Source organism: Arthrobacter sp. KNU40, from assembly GCF_051515115.1.
In the GTDB taxonomy this organism is placed as follows: Bacteria; Actinomycetota; Actinomycetes; order Actinomycetales; family Micrococcaceae; genus Arthrobacter.
The window spans coordinates 3,433,838-3,455,216 of the sequence record NZ_CP195850.1 but is presented as its reverse complement, the minus strand read 5'-3'; the positions used below and the strand labels follow the sequence as shown (position 1 = coordinate 3,455,216).

General features: G+C 64.2%; 19 protein-coding genes and 1 riboswitch. Of the genes, 16 read left to right on the top strand and 3 right to left on the bottom strand.

What is annotated here, in order from left to right:
* Nucleotides 1-6 precede the first annotated feature (6 nt).
* The 5 genes from rpmF to ftsY all read left to right on the top strand — a co-directional run bounded on the left by rpmF (nt 7) and on the right by ftsY (nt 6,899).
* Nucleotides 7-210, top strand: coding sequence for a 50S ribosomal protein L32 (rpmF, locus tag ACSKT0_RS16050; protein WP_028264646.1), 204 nt, complete (start codon nt 7-9; stop codon nt 208-210).
* A gap of 23 nt (nt 211-233) precedes the next feature.
* The gene (gene rnc / locus ACSKT0_RS16045) at nt 234-965 is read left to right on the top strand and encodes a ribonuclease III (protein WP_437770683.1); all 732 of its coding nucleotides are present in this window, start codon (nt 234-236) and stop codon (nt 963-965) included.
* Between the two features lie 6 nt (nt 966-971).
* Nucleotides 972-1,964 carry a bifunctional DNA-formamidopyrimidine glycosylase/DNA-(apurinic or apyrimidinic site) lyase gene (mutM, locus tag ACSKT0_RS16040; RefSeq protein WP_437770682.1) on the top strand — a complete coding sequence of 331 codons (993 nt, stop codon included), beginning with the start codon at nt 972-974 and terminating at the stop codon, nt 1,962-1,964.
* Between the two features lie 97 nt (nt 1,965-2,061).
* On the top strand, nt 2,062-5,655 hold the full coding sequence (smc, locus tag ACSKT0_RS16035; protein WP_437770681.1) for a chromosome segregation protein SMC: 3,594 nt from the start codon (nt 2,062-2,064) through the stop codon (nt 5,653-5,655).
* A gap of 20 nt (nt 5,656-5,675) precedes the next feature.
* Nucleotides 5,676-6,899 carry a signal recognition particle-docking protein FtsY gene (gene ftsY, locus ACSKT0_RS16030; RefSeq protein ID WP_437770680.1) on the top strand — a complete coding sequence of 408 codons (1,224 nt, stop codon included), beginning with the start codon at nt 5,676-5,678 and terminating at the stop codon, nt 6,897-6,899.
* A gap of 76 nt (nt 6,900-6,975) precedes the next feature.
* Here the strand turns inward: ftsY and ACSKT0_RS16025 are convergent, their stop codons facing one another.
* Nucleotides 6,976-8,211 carry an MFS transporter gene (locus tag ACSKT0_RS16025; protein ID WP_437770679.1) on the bottom strand — a complete coding sequence of 412 codons (1,236 nt, stop codon included), beginning with the start codon at nt 8,209-8,211 and terminating at the stop codon, nt 6,976-6,978.
* Nucleotides 8,212-8,436: 225 nt separating this feature from the next.
* On the opposite strand from ACSKT0_RS16025, the gene ACSKT0_RS16020 reads away from it, so the two are divergent.
* The gene (locus ACSKT0_RS16020) at nt 8,437-9,771 is read left to right on the top strand and encodes an ammonium transporter (protein WP_345449953.1); all 1,335 of its coding nucleotides are present in this window, start codon (nt 8,437-8,439) and stop codon (nt 9,769-9,771) included.
* The gene (locus tag ACSKT0_RS16015) at nt 9,768-10,106 is read left to right on the top strand and encodes a P-II family nitrogen regulator (protein WP_028264639.1); all 339 of its coding nucleotides are present in this window, start codon (nt 9,768-9,770) and stop codon (nt 10,104-10,106) included. The genes ACSKT0_RS16020 and ACSKT0_RS16015 overlap by 4 nt, the downstream gene beginning before the upstream one ends.
* A gap of 87 nt (nt 10,107-10,193) precedes the next feature.
* Here the strand turns inward: ACSKT0_RS16015 and ACSKT0_RS16010 are convergent, their stop codons facing one another.
* Entirely contained in the window at nt 10,194-11,594 is a 1,401-nt protein-coding gene (locus tag ACSKT0_RS16010) for a glucose-6-phosphate dehydrogenase (protein ID WP_437770678.1), read from the bottom strand.
* A gap of 151 nt (nt 11,595-11,745) precedes the next feature.
* Here ACSKT0_RS16010 and ffh point away from each other — a divergent pair, with 151 nt between their 5' ends.
* Both ffh and ACSKT0_RS16000 read left to right on the top strand, forming a co-directional pair.
* A complete protein-coding gene (gene ffh, locus ACSKT0_RS16005) occupies nt 11,746-13,311 on the top strand; it encodes a signal recognition particle protein (RefSeq protein ID WP_437770677.1) in 1,566 nt (521 codons plus the stop codon).
* A gap of 103 nt (nt 13,312-13,414) precedes the next feature.
* Entirely contained in the window at nt 13,415-14,164 is a 750-nt protein-coding gene (locus ACSKT0_RS16000; protein WP_345449956.1) for an alpha/beta fold hydrolase, read from the top strand.
* A 24-nt stretch (nt 14,165-14,188) separates the two neighbouring features.
* On the opposite strand, the gene thiC is transcribed toward ACSKT0_RS16000, so the two are convergent.
* The gene (thiC, locus tag ACSKT0_RS15995; protein WP_437770676.1) at nt 14,189-15,994 is read right to left on the bottom strand and encodes a phosphomethylpyrimidine synthase ThiC; all 1,806 of its coding nucleotides are present in this window, start codon (nt 15,992-15,994) and stop codon (nt 14,189-14,191) included.
* A riboswitch (TPP riboswitch) is annotated at nt 15,990-16,097 on the bottom strand. It overlaps the preceding gene by 5 nt.
* Before the next feature lie 92 nt (nt 16,098-16,189).
* Here thiC and ACSKT0_RS15990 point away from each other — a divergent pair.
* From ACSKT0_RS15990 to trmD, 7 genes are all read left to right on the top strand, one after another.
* The gene (locus tag ACSKT0_RS15990; protein ID WP_437770675.1) at nt 16,190-17,284 is read left to right on the top strand and encodes an amidohydrolase family protein; all 1,095 of its coding nucleotides are present in this window, start codon (nt 16,190-16,192) and stop codon (nt 17,282-17,284) included.
* A gap of 78 nt (nt 17,285-17,362) precedes the next feature.
* On the top strand, nt 17,363-18,241 hold the full coding sequence (locus ACSKT0_RS15985) for a VOC family protein (RefSeq protein WP_437770674.1): 879 nt from the start codon (nt 17,363-17,365) through the stop codon (nt 18,239-18,241).
* A 70-nt stretch (nt 18,242-18,311) separates the two neighbouring features.
* The gene (locus tag ACSKT0_RS15980) at nt 18,312-18,755 is read left to right on the top strand and encodes a hypothetical protein (protein ID WP_437770673.1); all 444 of its coding nucleotides are present in this window, start codon (nt 18,312-18,314) and stop codon (nt 18,753-18,755) included.
* Nucleotides 18,756-18,950: 195 nt separating this feature from the next.
* Entirely contained in the window at nt 18,951-19,373 is a 423-nt protein-coding gene (rpsP, locus tag ACSKT0_RS15975; protein WP_059387673.1) for a 30S ribosomal protein S16, read from the top strand.
* 1 nt (nt 19,374) lies between these two features.
* Nucleotides 19,375-19,617, top strand: a complete 243-nt coding sequence (locus tag ACSKT0_RS15970; RefSeq protein ID WP_028267532.1) for an RNA-binding protein — start codon at nt 19,375-19,377, stop codon at nt 19,615-19,617.
* A 129-nt stretch (nt 19,618-19,746) separates the two neighbouring features.
* A complete protein-coding gene (gene rimM / locus ACSKT0_RS15965) occupies nt 19,747-20,310 on the top strand; it encodes a ribosome maturation factor RimM (protein ID WP_437770672.1) in 564 nt (187 codons plus the stop codon).
* A gap of 1 nt (nt 20,311) precedes the next feature.
* Nucleotides 20,312-21,157 carry a tRNA (guanosine(37)-N1)-methyltransferase TrmD gene (gene trmD, locus ACSKT0_RS15960; protein ID WP_437770671.1) on the top strand — a complete coding sequence of 282 codons (846 nt, stop codon included), beginning with the start codon at nt 20,312-20,314 and terminating at the stop codon, nt 21,155-21,157.
* Nucleotides 21,158-21,379: the final 222 nt, after the last annotated feature.

Below are 21,379 nucleotides of genomic sequence, written 5' to 3'. Positions count from 1 at the left end.
ATAGCCGTGGCTGTTCCCAAGCGGAAAATGTCTCGCGCAAATACACGCGCCCGCCGTGCCCAGTGGAAGGCAACTGCCCCCAACTTGGTCAAGACCATCGAAAACGGCCAGGTTGTTTACAGCCTGCCGCACCAGGCAAAGGTCGTAACCGACTCTGCCGGGACCGCGCTGTTCCTTGAATACAAGGGCCGCAAGGTCGCTGACGTCTAAATCCGCCAAAAGGCTGACAAAGGATGTCTTCAACTGAAGAGCTTCTGAAGCGTCTCGGTGTCTCCATTGACGCCGAGACGCTTCGTCTTGCTCTGACACATCGTTCATACGCGTATGAAAATGGCGGGATTCCCACCAATGAGCGCCTCGAGTTCCTGGGCGACTCCATCCTGGGCTTCTCCGTGACCGATTCGCTGTACCGCGACAACCCGGCGCTGCCGGAAGGCGACCTAGCGAAGCGACGCTCCGCCGTCGTGAGCACCCGCGCGTTGGCGGGTATCGGCCGGGACCTTGGCATCGGCGAATTCATCTACCTCGGGCAGGGCGAAAGGCTCACCGACGGTAAGAACAAGTCTTCTATCCTTGCGGACACCATGGAAGCGCTCATCGGCGCAACCTATCTTTCCAACGACATTGAGACTGCCCGGCAGCTCGTCATGCGGCTCGTTGGGCCCTTGCTCAAGGACGCCGCAGCCCTCGGTGCCGGCACCGACTGGAAGACCAGCATGCAGGAGCTTGCCGCCAGCCGTCAGCTCGGGTCCATCTACTATGCAGTCGAAGGCTCCGGCCCGGACCACGCGCGCAGCTTTGAGGCAGTGCTCCAGATCGGCGGCACCGCCTACGGCAAAGGCACGGGACACTCCAAAAAGGAAGCCGAACAGGAAGCAGCCGCAGATGCGTGGCGCACCCTCAACAGCAAGGTCACGCTGAACAGCAAAGCCGACTCTCCGGCTGATCCTGCGCACAGCGACTGACTCCACATGCCGGAACTGCCCGAAGTCGAAGTGGTCCGCCGCGGCCTGGCACGTTGGGTGCGCGGCCGGACCATCACGGCCGTGGAGGTCCTGGATCCCCGTTCCATCCGCCGCCACGCTTTGGGCACGGAGGACTTTATCGGCAACCTTGAGAACACCACGGTTTTGGATGTCGTCCGCCGCGGTAAGTTCCTGTGGATGCCCCTGCGAACCGAGGAACCCCGCAGTGCGGGCAACGCCGCCGAACTGCCAGGCGGGGCCGCGTCCGTCGAAACAATGCCCGGCGTCGCGCTGATGGCGCACCTTGGTATGAGCGGGCAGCTCCTCATGCAGGACCCTGCGGTCCCCGATGAGAAGCACCTCAAAGTACGTCTCCGTCTTAGCAGCTCCGACGGCATGCCCGAGGAGTTGCGGTTTGTGGACCAGCGGATCTTCGGCGGACTGTTTATCACTTCCCTTGTACCGACGTCCGACGGCGGCCCCGGCGGCCAGGGTGAGACCCCCCTTCCTGAAATTGCCGAAGAAGCCTCGCACATCGCCCGCGATCCGCTGGACCCGCACTTTTCCTTTGACGCGTTCTACCGCAAGGTCAAAGCCCGCAAGACCGGTCTCAAGCGTGCCCTGTTGGATCAGGGTGTCATCTCCGGGATAGGCAACATCTACGCCGATGAAGCCCTCTGGCGGGCCAGGCTCCACTATGCCAAGCCGACAGACACCCTCAAGCGGGCCGATGCCGTGAGGCTCGTCGACGCGGCGAAGGAAGTCATGAGCGACGCCCTCGCCGCCGGTGGGACGAGCTTTGATTCGCTCTATGTCAATGTCAACGGAGCTTCGGGATACTTCGCGCGGTCCTTGGATGCCTACGGCCGGGAGGGCGAGCCGTGCAGGCGTTGTTCCGCCGTTGGACTTCCCGGTGTGATTAAACGGGAGCAATTCATGAACCGCTCCTCGTACACTTGCCCGATCTGCCAGCCGAAGCCGCGCAACGGCCGCTGGTAGCACGGATTCGCCGGTTTGCCCCGCAAATCCGGGCATTTCCGCCGTCGGGCAGTAGATTGAGAACGGGAATTCAGCCACTCAGGAGATCCGAAACACCTTGCATCTGAAAAGTTTGACTGTCCGGGGATTCAAGTCGTTCGCGTCGGCCACGACGTTCGACTTCGAGCCGGGCGTCACCGCCGTTGTCGGCCCCAACGGTTCGGGCAAGTCCAATGTGGTTGACGCGTTGGCCTGGGTCATGGGCGAACAAGGTGCCAAGACCCTGCGCGGCGGCAAAATGGAAGACGTCATCTTCGCCGGCACATCGGGGCGGCCGCCCCTGGGCCGAGCGCACGTTGCCCTGACGATCGACAATTCCGATGGCGCCCTGCCGATCGAATACAGCGAAGTCACCATTTCCCGCACATTGTTCCGGACGGGAGGATCCGAGTACGCCATCAACGGCTCGCCATGCCGTCTCCTGGACATCCAGGAGCTGCTCTCGGATTCAGGTCTTGGTCGGGAGATGCACGTGATCGTGGGGCAGGGGCAGTTGGACCGGGTCCTGCACGCCACCCCCGAGGACCGCAGGGGATTCATTGAAGAAGCCGCAGGCATCCTCAAGCACCGGCGTCGCAAGGAAAAGACCGTCCGCAAGCTGGAAGCCATGCAGGCGAACCTGCAACGCCTTGGTGACCTCACGGCGGAAATCCGCCGTCAACTTACGCCGCTCGGCAAACAGGCCGAAGTCGCCCGCCGTGCCCAAACCGTGCAGTTCGACGTCCGCGACGCCAAGTCCAGGCTCCTGGCCGATGATCTCGTCCAGCTCACCCGGACGTTGGAGAAGGACGTCGCCGACGAGGCCGCGTTGAAGGAGCGCCGTGAGGTAGTCGAAGCGGAGCTTGGGGCAGGCCGTCAACGCCAGATCCGCCTTGAGCAACTCGCGGCTGAGGCCACGCCCAGACTCAATGCGGCCAGGGACAACTGGTACCAGTTGTCGGCAACCAGGGACCGGCTCCGCGCCCTGGGATCGCTTGCAACCGAGCGCCGCCGCCTCCTCGGTGCCTCCGATGCTGCCCCGGATTCGGGCCGCGACCCGGACCACCTGGACCGCCAGGCCGCCCGGGTCCGGCAGGAACAGTCGGAGCTGGAGCACGACATCTTGGCGAAGCAAGCAGGCCTTCTCGAGGCCACGGCGGCCAAACAGGAAGCCGAGAACCTGGCCGCGGCCGAGGACAAACGCCTGACGGCCGTGTTGCGGGCAGCAGCTGATCGCCGTGAAGGCCTCGCGAAGCTCGTAGGCCAATTGGCTGCCGCACGCTCCCGGGCCGAGGCGGCCGAGGCTGAGCGGGGCAGGCTCAGGGACTCGCTGGCAGCCGGTGAGGAACGGCGTCGGCACGCGCAAAGCGAGTTCACGGCCCTCGAGTCGCAGGTGGCCGGTGTCGAAGACGGCGAAGAAAGCCTCGACGCCGAATACGAGGACGCCAGCGCCCTTCTTGACGAGATCAACGCCGAGATCGAAGCGTTGAAAACTGCCGAACGCGAAGAAGTCCGCGAACGCGATGCCCTCACCGCCCGCCGCGATGCTTTGCAGCTTGGACTCAACCGCAAGGATGGTTCTTCACGGCTTCTGTCCTCGGACCACCCTGGAGTCCTGGGTTCGCTTGCTTCCCTCCTGACGGTGGAGCCCGGGTATGAGACGGCCGTGGCCGCAGCACTTGGCACTGCTTCCGACGCCGTCGTGGTGGCAGACAGCGCGGGGGCCGTCGCCGCGCTGCAACTATTGAAGGACGCCGACGCCGGACGCGCCTCGCTTTTGGTGGCAGGCGCTGCACCCTCAGCGGATCCCGAGCCTGGCCTGCGGGAATTGCCGGTACTGCCTGACGGTGCGCGCTGGGCCGCCGGGTTGGTGGCGACTGACGCCCCCGAAGCGAGTGGCGCAAGGACCATTCTCGCGTCCACCGCCGTCGTCGACGACTTGCACGCGGCGGCAAGCCTCATTGCCGGCAACCCGGAGCTTACCGCGGTGACCCTCGAAGGCGACTTCTTCAGTGCCTTGACGGTGGACGGCGGCTCGGCGACGGCGCCGTCGCTTCTTGAGGTCCAAGCCGCAGTGGACGACGCCGACGCCCGGCTCCTGGAGCTCACCACGCGTCTCGAGCGGGGAAAGTTCGCCCTTGCTGGAGCCGAAGCGCGCCGGGCCGATGCCCGGGAACGTGCGAACGCCGCGCTGGACAATCTCCACGACTCGGATGCCCGCCTGGCCGCCGTCGCGGAACGGCTTGGCCACCTGAATTCCCAGTTGCGCAGCGCGGTCGCGGAACGCGATCGAATGGCGGAGTCCCTGGCCAAAGCCGAACTGAACATCGCCGTGGCAGAGGAATCCCTTGAGCTTGCGGCGGAACGGCTGGCCGCGGCAGAAGAAGCCCCCCAGGAGGAAGAGCCTTCCACGGAGCACCGCGATGCCTTGGCCAGGGCTGCCAGCGACGCCCGGTCCCGTGAGATGGAGGTCAGGCTGGGCTTGCGAAGTGCCGAGGAACAGCTCGCCGCGACCAGCAACCGGGCCGCTTCCCTGGAACGGGCCGCCGCGAGCGAACGGCGGGCACGTGAGGAAGCCGCGCGCCGGGCTTTGCGACGCAAAGCCCAAGCCGAGCGGGCCTCGGCCGTTGCTTCCGCCGTCGAACAGACTGTACGTTTCGTTGACGTATCAGTGGACCTCGCCGCCCGCGACCGCGATGTCGCCGAGGCAGTCCGGGAGCAGCGCGAAAAGGAACTCGCTGATGTCCGGAGCAGCAACGAGAAGTTGGCGCAGGAGCTGGCGGGACTGACGGATTCCGTGCACCGCGACGAACTCGCCCGGGCCCCGCAAAGGCTCAGGATCGAAGCGTTGGAAACCCGCGCCATCGAGGAGCTGGGCCTGTCGGCGGAGCAACTCGTGGCCGACTTCGGTCCGGAGCAGCTCGTTCCCGTGCCCGCCGCGACCGTGGACAAATGGGCCGAACTCCGCGCACCCGTGGACGAAGACGGAAACGCCATCGTCGAGGGTGTTCCCTTCGTCCGCGCCGAGCAGGAGAAACGGCTCCGCAAGGCTGAGCGGGACCTCGCCGCCCTTGGCAAAGTGAACCCCTTGGCGCTTGAGGAATTTGCCGCACTTGAGGAACGCCACCAATTCCTGAGCACGCAGTTGGAAGACCTCAAGTCCAGTCGCAAAGACCTTTTGGACATCATCAAGGAAGTGGACAACCGCGTCCAGCAGGTCTTTGCTGAAGCCTTCGCCGATACTTCCAAGCAGTTCGACCACGTCTTCGCGCGGCTCTTCCCGGGCGGGGAAGGCAAATTGGTGCTGACGGATCCCGATGACATGCTGACCACCGGCATCGAGGTGGAGGCAAGGCCTGCCGGCAAGAAGATCAAGCGGTTGTCCTTGCTTTCCGGTGGCGAACGATCGCTGACGGCTGTCGCGTTGCTCGTGGCGATTTTCAAGGCGCGGCCTTCGCCGTTCTATGTCATGGACGAAGTGGAAGCCGCGCTGGACGATACGAACCTTGGCAGGCTCATCACGATTTTCGAAGAGCTGCGCGAGTCCAGCCAGCTGATTGTCATTACGCACCAGAAGCGGACCATGGAAGTCGCGGACGCCCTCTACGGAGTGACAATGCGGGGCGATGGCGTGTCCACCGTCATCAGCCAGAGGCTCGGTGCCGAGGTCTAGCTTTGTGAGAAGCTAGGGGAGTGAACGATCTCCTCCCCATTATTTTGTCCATTGTCGCTGCCATCGTGGTGGTCGGAGGGCTGATTCCTGTCCTGCTCAAGGCGCGGAAGTCCTCCTCGACTTACGCTGGAACGCGCGACGCCAACGACCCCGCTGACAAGGCGCGGGCAGGCGGCGGAACGATCGTCGACGACGCCCCCGGGAACGCGCCGGATCGCACGGCGCCGGGACCCGTCGTCGAACCCGCCGACCTCGCTGTGCCGGAGACCGACGTTCCGGATGACGCCGCGGGCCTGGAACTCATCCAGGTGGAGACCCCTGCGCCTGTCGAGGGCCGCCTCAACCGGCTTCGGGCGCGACTGGTCAAATCCAACAGCATCCTCGGCAAGGGGCTCCTGGCCCTGCTTTCGAGCGACAAGATCGACGAAAACGTCTGGGACGAAGTCGAAGAAACGCTGCTCCTTGCCGACCTCGGCACCGAGCCCACCATGCAGCTGGTCGATGCCCTGCGTGCACGGGTAAAAGTGCAAGGCACCCGCAGTCCAGAGGACGTCAAGGCACTCCTGCGCGAGGAACTCATCAAGCTCGTGGACCCGACGATGGACCGCAGCCTGAACGTGGAACGCAAGGGAGCCCACCCGGCCATCATGATCGTCGTCGGCGTCAACGGGGTCGGTAAGACCACCACCGTCGGCAAGCTCGCGCGCGTTCTCGTCGCCGAAGACAAGGACGTCCTGCTGGGCGCGGCCGACACCTTCCGTGCGGCGGCTGCGGAGCAGCTCGCCACGTGGGGCCAGCGTGTCGGCGTCGCAACCGTCAGGTCGCACGTCGTCGGCGCGGACCCCGCCTCTGTCGCCTATGAAGCAGTCAAGGCCGGCATTGAGCAGGAAGTGGATGTCGTCATGATCGACACTGCCGGTCGCCTGCAAAACAAGGTGGGCCTCATGGACGAGCTCAGCAAGGTCAAGCGCGTGATCGAGAAGCTGGCCGAAGTGGACGAAGTCCTTCTGGTACTGGACGCGACCACAGGCCAAAACGGCCTGAACCAGGCAAAGGTCTTCTCCGAAGTAGTCAACATCACGGGAATCGTCCTCACGAAGCTGGACGGCACCGCGAAGGGCGGGATCGTCGTCGCCATCCAAAAGGCCCTTGGCGTGCCGGTCAAGCTCGTCGGCCTCGGCGAAGGACCCGACGACCTCGCGCCATTCGAGGCCGAAGCCTTCGTCGACGCCCTGCTCAACTAGCCGCGTCCAGCCCAACTAGCTCGCAGTTGTTGTCGTTATGAGCCTTCAAAACGACAACAACTGCGAGCTAGTTGGGCTAGTCGACGCTTTCGGGGACGCGCTGCATCGGCTCGCGTGCCGCGGACCAGCCGACGGCGGCGAGCAGGAGGATTCCGCCCGTTGCGCCGAAGGCCCAACCGTAGCCAAGCCCATCGGCCAGGAGGCCGACCAGGACCGGACCCACGATGGCTCCGGCATCGGAGGCCATCTGGAAGACCGCCAGCACCTTGCCGCCGGAGCGGCCACGACCGATGATGTCCCCGACGGCGGCCTGCTGGGCCGGGTTCAGCAAGCCGGAGCCGAAGCCGGCCGCGGCAGACGCCGCGAAAAACGCCGGTAGATTGCCGGTCAACCCGATGGTGGCGGTGGCCAGGCCAGTGACGACCAAGCCCAGCAGCATCATGGGCTTGCGGCCGAAACTGTCAGCCATGCGGCCGGAGAAGGTCAGCGCCAGCGCGTTTCCCCCTGCAAACACCGCCAGCGCCCACCCCGCCGAGGCCGATCCTCCGGCCAGCACGACCACCGCGAAAAGTGGCACAGTGGCCATGCGCACGCCGAAGGTCGCCCAGCCGTTGCTGAAACTGGAGAACAGGGCGGCCCGGTAGGCAGAATCGCCCAGGGCCTCCTTCATGCGCATCGCCGGCCCCGCCGCGCCGCCTTGCTTCGCTGCACCTGAACTGCCCGTCAGCTGCGTGCGTACCACCAGGGCCGCAAGGACCAGGGCCGCCGCGTAGGCGAGGAACGGGACGCGCAGGCCGAAGCCGGCCAGCAAACCGCCAACCACGGGCCCCAGGACGCTGCCGATCAGGAAGGCGGAGGCGTACGCGCCGGAGACCCGTCCACGGCTTTCCGGAGGGGCGAGCCTGATCAACAGGCCCATCGCCGCAACGGTGAACATCACGGACCCGGCTCCGCCAAGGCCCCGGAAGACCAGCAGCTGCCAATAGTTCTGGGCGAAGGCGCAGGCCGCCGTCGAAGCCGCCACAATCAGCAGCCCTGCAATGTACACCGGACGTTCGCCGAAGCGGCCCATCAGGGCACCCCCGGCCGGAGCAAACACCAAGCGCATGAAGGCAAAAATACTCACGATCACCGCGGCTGCCGTCGCCCCGACGTCGAAAGTCGTGGCGAACTGGGGGAGCACGGGCGCCACGAGGCCAAAACCCAGTGCGATCAGGAACGCTGCCGCCAACATCACCTTGATGTCCCGCGGCATTGCAGCCTTTGGGGCCCTCGCTCCTTGATTGGCGGGGGACTTCGGGCTTGCGGTCATGGTGTCGGAGTCCTCTGGGTAGTGGGAACGCGGGGGAAGTGGAACTGACGAAACATATCGGTAACACGAGTGATATGCACCATTTACGTTCGAGAAGTTCTTGTAACAGCCCCGCAATCTAAAACCTTCGCAGGTGAAACACGGCCCCGCAAAACTCTTACATAGAACGCAAATGCGTTGGGACAGGCGGCTCAGCCCGCATCTAAAAGCAGAGAGGACGCAGACATGGACTTCACCGCCGGTCTCGTTTGGCTCCTGGTCGCATCAGCCTTCGTGCTGTTCATGACCCCGGGCCTGGCATTCTTCTATGGCGGCATGACCCGTGCCAAGGCCGCCTTGAACATGATGATGATGAGCTTCATCGCCATCGGCACAGTGACCCTTGTATGGGTTCTATGGGGCGCCTCGATGTCCACGAGCAACACGGACAACTTCTTCGAGCTCTTTGCGAACCCGTTCAGCCACTTCGGCTTGCACAACTTCACGGATCCGGCAGACCTCCTCCACGTCGGATACGCCGCTACCTTCGCGATCATCACCGTCGCCCTCATCTCCGGTGCCATCGCGGACCGCGCCAAGTTCTCGGCATGGACGCTGTTCACCCCGATCTGGGCCACCCTCGTCTACGCGCCCTTGGCCTACATGGTCTGGGGCGGCGGCCTCTTCTCGGCAACCGGCTGGTTCGGCCAGACCTTCGCTCCCGTCATCGACTTCGCCGGCGGCACCGTGGTGCACATCAACGCCGGTGTGGCAGGCCTGATCCTCGTCCTGATCATCGGCAACCGCAAAGGCTTCGGCAAGGACCCGAACCACCGCCCGCACAACGTGCCCTTGGTCATGCTCGGTGCAGCCATCCTCTGGTTCGGTTGGTTCGGGTTCAACGCCGGTGCTGCGGCAAACGTGCAGCAGGCCGGCCTGATCTGGATCAACACTCTCGTCGCCCCGGCAGCCGCCATGCTCGGCTGGCTTATCGTGGAACGCATCCGTGACGGCCACCCCACCTCGCTCGGTGCGGCATCGGGCGTCGTCGCCGGCCTGGTTGCCATCACCCCGGCTTGTGCCAACGTTTCCCCGCTCGGCGCCATCGCCCTCGGTGTTGCCGCCGGCGTTGCCTCGGCCCTCGCGGTCGGCCTCAAGTTCAAGCTCGGCTACGACGATTCGCTCGATGTCGTCGGCGTCCACCTCGTGTCCGGCATCATCGGCACCGTGGCTATCGGCTTCCTCGCCACTCCGACCCAGGGTCCCGCAGGCCTGTTCTACGGCGGAGGTACCACACAGCTGGTCGCACAGTCGCTGGCGGCACTCTGCTCGATCGTCTTCACCGGCGTCATGACCTTCATCATCGCCTACCCGATCCACAAGCTCATGGGCTTCCGCATCTCCGAACGCCAGGAGATCGCCGGTGCAGACCTCAGCCTGCACGCCGAAACGGCATACGAGTTCGGCGTCGGAGGCCATGGCGGAAGCTTCCAGCCCCTTCACGACCTCATCACCGGCAAGGTATCGTCCGAAGCAACCGACGAAGCATCCGTATCAGGCAAGGAGAGTGTCCAGGCATGAAACTCATCACGGCGATCGTCCGCCCGGAGAAGCTCGACGCCATCCGCGAGGGGCTCGAAGCCTACGGGGTACAGGGACTGACGGTCAGCGCGGCCAGCGGCTACGGCCGGCAGCGGGGTTACACCGAGGTGTACCGCGGGGCTGAGTACAACGTGGATCTGCTTCCCAAGATACGCGTGGAGGTCCTGGCCACGGATGAGCAGGCAGACGACATCCTCGATGTCCTGATTGCTTCCTCCAACACCGGCCGTGCCGGTGACGGCAAAGTCTGGACCGTAGACGTCTACGAAGCTGTCCGTGTCCGCACGGGCGAGCGAGGCGCAGCAGCCATCTAAGGCACCAACGCAAAGAGGGGCCGGATACCTGGAAAGGTACCCGGCCCCTCTTTGCGTGTGCGCTTTCGAAGGAGCGTGGCCGCCTGGTTAGTCCCCGACGGCGGTTGGCCAGTCCACGGGACCGGGCCCGCCGGCGTCGTATTTTTCGAGCGGGACGGAATCCTTGGCCCAGGCCTTGATCACGGGCTCGATGATCCGCCAGCAGTCAACGGCGGTGTCGCCGCGGACTGAAAGCAGGGGATCTCCGGTGATGACGCCCTCCAGCACTTCTCCGTAGGGCAGCAGATCGGACGCATTCAATTCCGCGTTGAGAGTCACGCGATCCAGCGTGAAGATGTTTCCGGGACCATTGACTTCGACATCGAGCTCCAGGGTGTCGGGGCCGAAGCCGATGCGCAGCCGGTTAGGAGAGCCCACGCCCTCGAATCCGGTCGGCAGGTGCGGGACAGGACGGAAGGTGACGATCGCCTCCTTCCGCGCGGCACCCAACGCCTTTCCAGACCGCAGGATGAAGGGGACACCTTTCCAGCGCCACGTGTCTATTCCCACTTCGACTTCTGCGAGCGTCTCGGTTTCCCGGGCCGGATCCACGCCCGCTTCCGCGGCATAGTCCGGCACGTCCCGGTCGCCGATCCGGCCGGCGGTGTAGCGCGCCCGACGGGTGGACTTCTTGTACGGTGCGGTGATGCTGCTCGCACGCAGCACCGTTGAAATCGCGTCGCGGAGATCGCGCTCGCCGATGCTTGAAGGGGCATCGATGGCAAGCAATGCCATGATGTGGAGCAAATGGCTCTGGATCATGTCCTTGAGGGCGCCGGCTCCGTCGTAATAGCGGGCCCGTCCTTCGAGTGCGAGGTCTTCGTCGAAGATGATCTCCACCTTCTCGATGTGGTCCCGGTTCCACACAGGCTCCAAGAACCTGTTGGCGAAGCGCAAGCCCAGGATGTTGAACACGGTGGCCTTGCCAAGGAAGTGGTCCACGCGGTGAATGTGGTCCTCCGGGACCAAAGCGGCCAGCGTCTTGTTGAGGTCCCGGGCGGATTCGGAGCTGGATCCGAAGGGTTTCTCCAGCACCAAGCTTGTCTCGGGAGGAAGTTCCTTGGCGGTGAGGACCTCGCAGGCCTTCTGGCTGATGTGCGGGGGCAAAGCGAAATAGACGGCGATTGGTGCTTCAAGCCCGGCCAGGAGTGTCGCGAGCTGGCCGTCGGCCGTGACATCCAGTTGATGGTAATCAGTGCTTTTCTCCAGGGCCGCGATTGCTTTCTTGCCCGCGGCGCCTGCGCCGCTGGCGGCCTCCTCGAACGCAGCACTGACGCGTTGGCTCCATTGCTGGGGCGTCCACGGATCGGAGCCGGCTCCGACAAGCTTCAGCCCGTCTGCGAGGCCGCCGGCCACGAGCCTGGCCAGGCCCGGCAACAGCAATCGGCCCGTCAGATCTCCGGAGGCACCTAGGATGAGCAACGTATTTACTCTTGTTTTGCTGGTCACTGTGCCAGCATGCCATCTTGCAGGCGCGTCTTGGTACCCTAGATAGTCGAGTCCCTCAGTTGAGTCAGATTTGTTTGGGGCAGGAATCGTCAAGATATTGGTGCGTCGGAACGGCCGCCATTCGTAGACCATTGAAAGAAGTGCACGGCGCGTGTTCAATTCACTCTCTGACCGGTTGACAGCAACCTTCAAGAATCTCCGTGGCAAGGGCCGCCTCACCGAGGCCGACGTCGACGCCACCGTCCGGGAGATCCGGCGTGCCCTGTTGGACGCCGACGTTGCCGTTCCCGTGGTCCGCGAGTTCACAGCCCGCATCCGTGAACGCGCCCTGGGCGCCGAGGTTTCCGCGGCCCTGAACCCGAGCCAGCAGATCGTCAAGATCGTCAACGAGGAGCTCCAGGAGATCCTGGGCGGCGAGACCCGCCGTATCCGAATGGCGAAGACCGGCCCCACAATCATCATGCTCGCCGGTTTGCAGGGTGCGGGTAAGACCACCCTCGCGGGCAAGCTTGCCAAGTGGCTCAAGGCCCAAGGCCACAGCCCCGTGCTGGTTGCCGCCGACCTCCAGCGTCCCAACGCCGTGACCCAGCTCCAGATTGTCGGTGAACGCGCCGGAGTTCCCGTCTTCGCGCCGCACCCGGGGACCACCTCGGATCTGGATGTTCCCACCGGCGACCCGGTCGCCGTCGCGCGCTCCGGCGTCGACGAGGCCCGCCAGAAGCTGCACGATGTCGTGATTGTCGACACCGCGGGACGCCTCGGCGTCGACGCCGAAATGATGGACCAGGCGCGCCGCATCCGCCAGGCGATCATCCCGAACGAAGTGCTGTTCGTGATCGACTCCATGATCGGCCAGGACGCCGTCAACACGGCGGTTGCCTTCGATGAAGGCGTCAACTTCACGGGTGTCGTGCTGTCAAAGCTCGACGGCGACGCGCGCGGTGGTGCCGCCCTCTCGGTTGCGTCGGTCACCGGAAAGCCGGTCATGTTCGCGTCCACCGGCGAAGGCCTCGACGACTTCGAACTGTTCCACCCGGACCGCATGGCTTCCCGCATCCTCGATATGGGTGACGTTCTCACCCTGATCGAGCAGGCCGAGAAGAACTGGGACAAGGATGAAGCGGCCCGGATGGCGAAGAAGTTCGCCGACCAGGAAGACTTCACCCTGGACGACTTCCTCGCCCAGATGCAGCAGATCCGCAACATGGGTTCCATGAAGAAGATGCTCATGATGATGCCGGGTGCGCAAAACATCCGCCAGCAGCTGGAGCAGTTCGACGAGCGTGAAATCGATCGCGTGGAGGCAATTGTCCGCTCCATGACCCCGCATGAGCGTTTGGCTCCGAAGATCATCAACGGTTCCCGTCGTGCCCGCATCGCCCGTGGTTCCGGTGTCCACGTCTCCGAGGTCAACGGCCTCCTGGAGCGTTTCGCGCAAGCCCAGAAGATGATGAAGAAGCTGGCCCAAGGCGGCGGAATGCCCGGGATGCCTGGCATGCCCGGACTCGGTGGTGGTTCCCGCAAGGCGAGCAAGAACGCACCCAAGAAGAAGGCCCGTTCCGGAAACCCCGCCAAGGCGGCCCAGGAATTGCGCGACGCCGAGAACAAGCGGGCGAACGCCGTTCGCACCGGCGCGGCTTTCGGCCAGGGTACCGGCGACTTCGACCCCTCCCAGCTGAACCTGCCCAAGGGCTTCGACAAGTTCCTCGGTAAGTAGCTATCCCACCCAACTAGCTAGCAGTAGGTGTCGTTTTGACGGCTCAGAACGGCATCAACTGCTAGTGAGTTGGGTTGTCAGCCCCGTGCCATAGGCTGGGGGAATGCAAAAGCAGCGCGTTGTGTTCGTCCATGGAGCAGGCACATTCGGCGCTGCCGCGTGGCCGAAACAGCACGGCATGGCGCTGGCGTACGATGCACTGTTCCTGAAACGCCACGGCTTTGATGCGCAGGCCGAGCCTCTGGAATCCGATGTTGCCGCCGACGTGGACATTATCCTGGAGTGCCTCGGAGGGCGGGAGGCCGCGTCAGGTTCCGGCCCCGCACGTGGAGGCCATATCGTAGCGCACTCCCAAGGCGCGATTTCAGCCATGTTGGCCGCGGTGGAGCGGCCCGACCTAGTCCGGTCCCTCGTGCTGGTGGAACCGGCTTGTCTTTCATTGACGGCTGAGTTGCCCGCTACCGCGGCTTACCGGGCACTCATGGAGCCGTTGTTCCGGATCCGGCACGAACTCAGCGATGACGATTACCAACGCGAATTCGTCCGGAGGGCGTTTTCCTCCGAGGCGGCCGTTCTCAGTACCCCGGAGGCCCGTCGTACCGCCCGACGCCTGCGGCTCCAGGCCCCGCCTTGGGAAGCGCCCCTGCATATCGTGCCCGGTGTCCCCACACTTGTCCTGACCGGTGGTTGGGAACCCCTTTACGAAGAGATCGCCGGCTACTTGCAGGAAACCGGTGCCCTCCACCGCGTTGCGGCTGGAGGACACCGGCCTCATGATTCAGTTGAAGGAGACCGGATGATCCGGTCCTTCATCGCGGATGTCAGCCGCGCCGGATCAGTGCAAGCTTCCTGATTAGTTCAGGCTTTCCGACGTCGCTCAACGTTTTCCTGCGGGAACCTCGAGCTCGGGCAAGTAGACCTTGCCGCCGGATGCCAGGAATTCCTCGCTCTTTTCGCGCATCCCGCTGTACATTTCCGCGATGGCCGCCTGGGAATCCGCCGAGCCGTATTCGTCGCGGATGTCCTGGCTGATGCGCATGGAGCAGAATTTCGGTCCGCACATGGAGCAGAAATGCGCCGTCTTGGCCGGTTCCGCCGGGAGCGTCTCGTCGTGGAACGCTTCGGCCGTGACCGGATCCAACGACAGCGCAAACTGGTCACGCCAGCGGAACTCGAAGCGGGCCTTGGACAGGGCATCGTCGCGTTCGTGGGCGCCGGGGTGTCCCTTCGCAAGGTCGGCTGCGTGGGCGGCGATTTTGTAGGTGATCACGCCCGTCTTGACGTCGTCCTTGTTGGGCAGGCCCAAGTGTTCCTTCGGGGTGACGTAGCAGAGCATCGCGGTTCCGTAGCGCGCGATCTCCGTGGCGCCGATAGCCGAAGTGATGTGGTCGTAGCCCGGTGCAACGTCGGTCACGAGCGGGCCGAGGGTGTAGAACGGTGCGCCGTCGCACAACTCCTGCTGCCGCTCGACGTTCTCGCGGACGAGGTGGAACGGGATGTGCCCGGGGCCCTCCACCATGACCTGCACGTCGTACTTCCACGCCCGCTTCGTGAGCTCCCCGAGCGTGTCGAGCTCGGCGAACTGCGCGGCGTCGTTGGCGTCCGCCGTCGCTCCCGGACGCAAGCCGTCACCCAGCGAGAACGCGACGTCGTACTTGGCGAATATTTCGCAGAGTTCGTCGAAGTGCGTGTAGAGGAAGTTTTCCTCGTGGTGGGCCAGGCACCAGCCGGCCATGATGGAGCCGCCGCGGGAAACGATGCCCGTCACGCGGTTGGCTGTCAGCGGAACGTAGCGCAGCAACACGCCGGCGTGGATGGTCATGTAGTCCACGCCCTGCTCGCACTGTTCAATGACGGTGTCGCGGAAGATCTCCCACGTGAGCTTGTTGGCTTCGCCGTTGACCTTCTCGAGGGCCTGGTAGATGGGCACGGTGCCGATCGGCACGGGGGAGTTGCGGATGATCCATTCGCGGGTGGTGTGGATGTCGTCGCCCGTGGACAGGTCCATCACTGTGTCGGCGCCCCATTGCGTGGCCCACTGCAACTTGTCCACTTCTTCGGCGATGGAGCTGGTGACAGCCGAGTTGCCGATATTGGCATTGATCTTCACCAAGAAGGCCTTGCCGATGATCATCGGTTCGGATTCGGGGTGGTTGATGTTGTTGGGGATGATGGCCCGGCCGGCGGCGACTTCGCTGCGGACGAGTTCCACATCGCAGTTTTCGCGAAGTGCAACGAACTGCATTTCGGGCGTCACGATGCCCTGCTTGGCGTAGTGCATCTGTGTCACGGTCTTGCCGTCGACGGCGCGGCGGGGCACCGGTTGTGCGCCCTTCCACTCTGCGGAGGCGGCGCCGCGGCGCACGGCCGACTTGCCGTCGTCGAGCAGGTTCCGTTCGCGGCCGCTGTAGGCCTCGGTGTCACCGCGGGCTTCGATCCACTCGCTCCGGAACGGCTCGAGGCCGACCACAGGATCACTCCCGGGCCCTGCAGTCCGGTACACCTGGAAAGGCGTGTTGGCCTCGCCGTTGGGGGACGGCTCCAGGGCGATTTCAGTCACCGGAACCCGGATTCCCGTCTCGGCATCCTCCAGGAACGCGAGGGAATGCGACTTGAGGGATTGTGTCACCTCTTGCGGCGATCCGTTTTGGATAGGGCTCAGCTGTGATTCTTTGGTGCTCAAAGGATTACTCACTTCCTTCGCCGGCATTACCCGGACAGGTTCAACGGTCGCAGGCTGCGTCAGCCTGATCTCAGCCCTTGCAAGGGCCCCCGTGTGGTCGTAGACGAAGCTACCACAGCAGAGAGCTCCTGAGACAGATGTGACCAGGACAGCTGTGACGGGGCCGGCGACGGCGTCGGAGTCTAGGGTGGAATCATGGCGGAAATCATCGAATTCAGCGGCACCGTCCTCACCGGGCCGGAGGAGGAACGTCGCGGCCTCTGGTCGGTCAACGGACGGTTGACCTTTCTGCGGCCTGCTGCCGCACCGGACGTCGTCCTGGCCGGATGGGTGCTGCCCGGCCTTGTCGATGCGCACTGCCATGTTGGCTTGGGCAAGGGCGGGGCCGTCGACGACGAGACTGCGCGCCTGCAGGCGACGGCGGACCGGGACGCCGGGACGCTCTTGATCCGCGACGCCGGATCCGCAAGCGACACGCGGTGGCTGCAGCGCCGCACGGACATGCCGAGAATCATCCGCGCGGGCAGGCATATCGCGAGGCAACGCCGTTATATCCCCGGGCTGGCCGAAGAAGTCGAGCCGGAGGATCTGGCGGAGGCGGTGCGCAAGCAGGCGCAGTCCGGAGACGGCTGGGTCAAGATCGTCGGGGACTGGATCGACCGCTCCGCCGGGGATCTCGGCCCGTCCTTTCCGGCCGCCATCGTCAAGGACGCCGTCGCCGCGGCACACGACGAGGGAGCCAGGGTAACTGCCCATTGCTTCGCCGAAGGGACTATCGACGACATGCTCGACGCCGGCATCGACTGCATCGAGCACGCCACCGGCCTCCTGCCGCACCATATTCCCCGGCTGTTGGACCAGGATTTGCCGATTGTCCCCACCCTCATCAACATTGCGACCTTTCCGGACATCTCGAAGCAGGCGGAAGCGAAGTTCCCGCGATACGCCGCCCACATGACCATGCTGTGGGAGCGCAGGCATGAACGCGTCGCCGAGGCATTCGACGCCGGAGTGCGGGTGTACGCCGGGACAGATGCCGGCAGCGTCATCAAGCACGGCCGGATCGGTGAGGAAATCCTGGAATTGCATCGCGCGGGCCTTCCGGCGGCCGCCGCCCTCGATGCCGCCTGCTGGTCCGCACGCGAGTGGCTGGGGGCCGACGCCATCAGCGAAGGTGCCAGTGCCGACGTCGTGCTCTACGCAAACGATCCCCGCGCGTCCCTTGAGGTGGTGCTGAATCCGCGATGCACCGTGCTGAGGGGACATATTTCAGGGAACGCCGGGCATTAGGAATAAATTGAAGCTTCAAGTAATTTAGATAGATAGAGGTAGCCGAAGGGCGGCGCCACAAAAAGCCGGGAGTTTAACATGACCATCGCATCCAGCCAGGATCTCCTTCCTGCCGAACTCACCATGGGTACTGTCATGCTCAAAGTGGGGGACATGAAGCTCATGGGCGACTACTACCAGCGGGCGCTGGGGCTGGACGTGGTCGCCGAACAGGATGGCGGGCTCTATTTCGGCAGGCTCGGCAAGCCGTTGGTGCACCTCGCGCCGGCGTCCGGGCTCCAGATTCCGGGTCGCGGGGAGGCCGGACTGTTCCACACGGCTCTGCTGTTCGAAGACCAATCCTCGCTCGCCGCGACTGTTGCCTCCGCCGCGCAATACGAGCCCCACGCTTTCGTCGGCAGTGCGGACCACCTGGTCAGCGAGGCCTTCTACTTCACCGACCCTGAGGGCAACGGCATTGAGCTCTACTACGACAAACCCCGCGAAGGCTGGGAGTGGAACGGCAGTTCGGTCGTCATGGACAGCCTGCCGCTCCCGCCGCAGCGCTACCTCCAGCAATACCTGAGCGAAGCCGCGGTCGCGGGCCAGCACGAGGCCGGCGCCGGCGTCGGGCATGTCCACCTCCAGGTGGGCGACGTGCGGACCGCCCATGATTTCTACGTCGACACCCTGGGCTTCGAGCAGACCGCCGGCTGGCACGGTCAGGCCTTGTTTGTCTCCGCGGGCGGCTACCACCACCACATGGCCATGAATGTCTGGAACAGCCGCGGTGCAGGTCCGCGCAAGGACACACTCGGCCTCGGCGAGGTGGTCATCGAGGTTCCGTCAGGAGACGACGTCGGCGCGCTCGCCGACCGCCTCAAGGTTGCCGGTATCGCGTCCCACCACACGGGCCAGGAGTTGCGCTTCGAGGACCCGTGGCGCAACCGGCTGCGGGTCGCCGTCCGCTACGCTTGATCCGACGACGTGGCGCATTTCGGCCGCCGCGCCGCAGCTCCGTTGGCACGAACGAATGAGAGTACTTTCCATGGGCTTTGCTGAAATCTTTGTTGCCACCCACGATGAAGCACTCAAGAGGGCCGCTGCCCTGGAGAAGGGCAGCGACGTATCCGGCGCCGCAGTACGGATCCCGGGAATCAGCGATTTCGAAGTAGAACAGCTCGGCGACCTCGCCGGGACCGCCGTGCATGCAAGCGGGGCCGACTATGAGCTTTCTTTGGTGGACGTCACCAGCGACGCCTTGCTGGGCGTCCCCGAAGCCATGGTGCGCGCCCTGTCCGAGCTCCTCAGCTACGAGACCGAAGGGGAGGGAAACGTCCTCGACGACGTCGCCGAAAGCTGGGCGGCCCAAGAGGACATGCCCTTTGATGCCCAACAGTCCCGTCTGTACGTCCAGCAGTTGGCGGCCCTCGCGAGCGACGTCGAAAAGGCGGAGCGGGCCGGTCTTTACGTCTGGTCCGCAGGCGAGTAACCCCGCAGTAAACCGGCCGCACGGACTGCGCGTTCGAAATACTGTCCGCCATCTGGCACAATGGACAGGTACTCGATCCGCACGGCCCCTCTCTCCGTGTGTGCATCTTGTCCTTGGAACCCTCAAGTATGGCCCGCCCCACGGGTGCAGAACGACGGGCTCAACCCCGTTTCAGAAACAGGAGTGACCACAAAAGTGGCCGTAAAGATTCGCCTTAAGCGCTTCGGTAAGATGCGCGCACCGTACTACCGCATCGTCGTCATGGACTCCCGCGCCAAGCGCGATGGCCGTGCGATTGAAGAAATCGGCAAGTACCACCCCACCGAAGAGCCCTCGTACATCGAGGTCGTCTCCGAGCGTGCACAGTACTGGCTGTCCGTCGGCGCCCAGCCGACCGAGCAGGTTGCCGCGATCCTCAAGATCACCGGTGACTGGCAGAAGTTCAAGGGTCTCCCGGGCCAGGAAGGCACGCTGAAGACCAAGGTCGCCAAGCCTGCTTTCGTTGCACCGGAGAAGGGTTCCGTCATCATCCCGGAAGCCATCACCAAGAAGGCCAAGCAGTCGGAAGCAACTGAAGCTCCCGCTGACGCTGAAGCAGAGACCACCGAGGCTGAGTAAATTGCTGGCAGAAGCGCTCGAGCACTTGGTCCGTGGGATCGTTGACAGCCCTGAGGACGTCAAGGTCAGTGCCAAGAACAACCGCCGCGGGGAATCCCTCGAGGTGCGTGTTCACCAGGACGACCTCGGACGGGTGATCGGCCGCCAAGGTCGCACCGCACGCGCTTTGCGCACTGTGATTGCGGCATTGGCGGGTGGCGAGCAGGTCCGGGTCGACGTCGTCGACACCGACCGTCGCCGGTAACGCGCTCAGCAATACTTGTCTTAAATCCGGCCCCTTCACCAGATTATGGTGGAGGGGCCGGATTGTTTTACGAGCAAACCCCCAGCCTTGGTCCCTAAGCCGGCCCAGCGAAGAAATCAGAGGAACCCCATGCAGCTCCAGGTTGCCCGAATCGGCAAGCCCCACGGAATCCGCGGCGAAGTCACCGTCCAGGTGCTCACCGATGCCCCCGGCGATCGTTTCGTCCCGGGAACCGAATTTGTGGTGGAGCCCGCAAAGGCCGGTCCCTTGACCATCACCAGCGCGCGGTGGAACAAGGACATCCTGTTGCTCGGTTTCGAAGAGATCTCCACGCGCAACCAGGCGGAGGAAATCCGCGGCGCGAAGCTGTTCATCGAGACCGAAGAGCTGGAAGAGAACGACGACGAAGGCTGGTACGAGCACGAGCTTGTCGGTCTTGAGGTCCGTGTCGGCTCGCAGGTCGTAGGTAAAGTGACTGCACTCAACACTATGCCCGTCCAGGATCTGCTGGTCATTGAAGACGCTGACGGCAAGGAAGTCCTGGTGCCTTTCGTCGAAGAGATCGTGCCCGAGGTCAACGTCGAGGACGGCTACGTTCTGCTCACCCCTCCGCCGGGCCTCTTCGAACTGAACACCGATGCTTCCGGCTCTGACTCTGAAGAGGACGACGCTGAAACCAAGGATGACGCCTAAAATGCGCATCGACGTCGTCAGCATCTTTCCGGAGTACCTGGCGCCACTCGAGCTTTCCCTCATAGGCAAGGCCCGTCAGGATGGGCTCCTGGAGCTGAATGTCCATGACTTGAGGACCTTCACCATGGACAAGCACCGCACCGTGGACGATACTCCGTATGGCGGCGGTGCTGGCATGGTCATGAAACCCGAGCCCTGGGCCCAGGCCCTGGAATCAATTGCCTCCGAAGCAAGTGCCGAAGCCGGACGTCCCGAAGCCGAGGGCTCATCGGAGGGCCCGACGACGAAGCCGGTCCTGATCGTCCCGTCGCCTGCGGGGGAGCGCTTCAACCAGGCCCTTGCGTATGAGCTCGCCGAGGAAGATCGGCTCGTTTTCGCCTGCGGCCGCTATGAAGGCATCGACGAGCGCGTCATGGAATGGGCGGCAGGCCACTTCACCGTCCGCCCGGTCAGTCTGGGCGACTACGTCCTCAACGGCGGCGAGGTTGCAGTCCTGGCCATGGTCGAAGCCATTGGGCGATTGCTTCCAGGCGTCGTCGGCAATCCGGAATCGTTGGTGGAGGAATCCCATTCGGACGGCTTGCTGGAGTACCCGGTCTACACGAAGCCGTCGTCATGGCGCGATCGTGACGTGCCCGCCGTCCTTTTAAGCGGCAACCACGGCAAGATCGCCCAGTGGCGCCGCCACGAACAGTTCCGACGCACGGCCGAACGCCGCCCGGACCTTCTCGCAGAGTTCGACGCCGGCCGCCTGACACGTGCGGACCGCACCGTTTTCGGGGACCTCGGGTACGACGTCGTCGACGGCCGGTTGCGGCGCCGCCCGGACGCCGACCTCCCGGACTGAGCCCGTCGTCGTCGGGCGGTTTGTCCACCGCCCGAGCGCAACAACCGGCCCGCATCCGCGGGATTGGCCGGAACTCCCGGGGTGTGGCAGAATTAACCCTTGTGTCTACTGGGTTCGCGCCTGCCACAGGGGGAGCGTCACCAACAGCCTGACAACCCGGAACCGCCAATCAGTGGCGGTACCGGACTTGAAAATCTTCGGCGGTGATTTCCGGACGGCCTT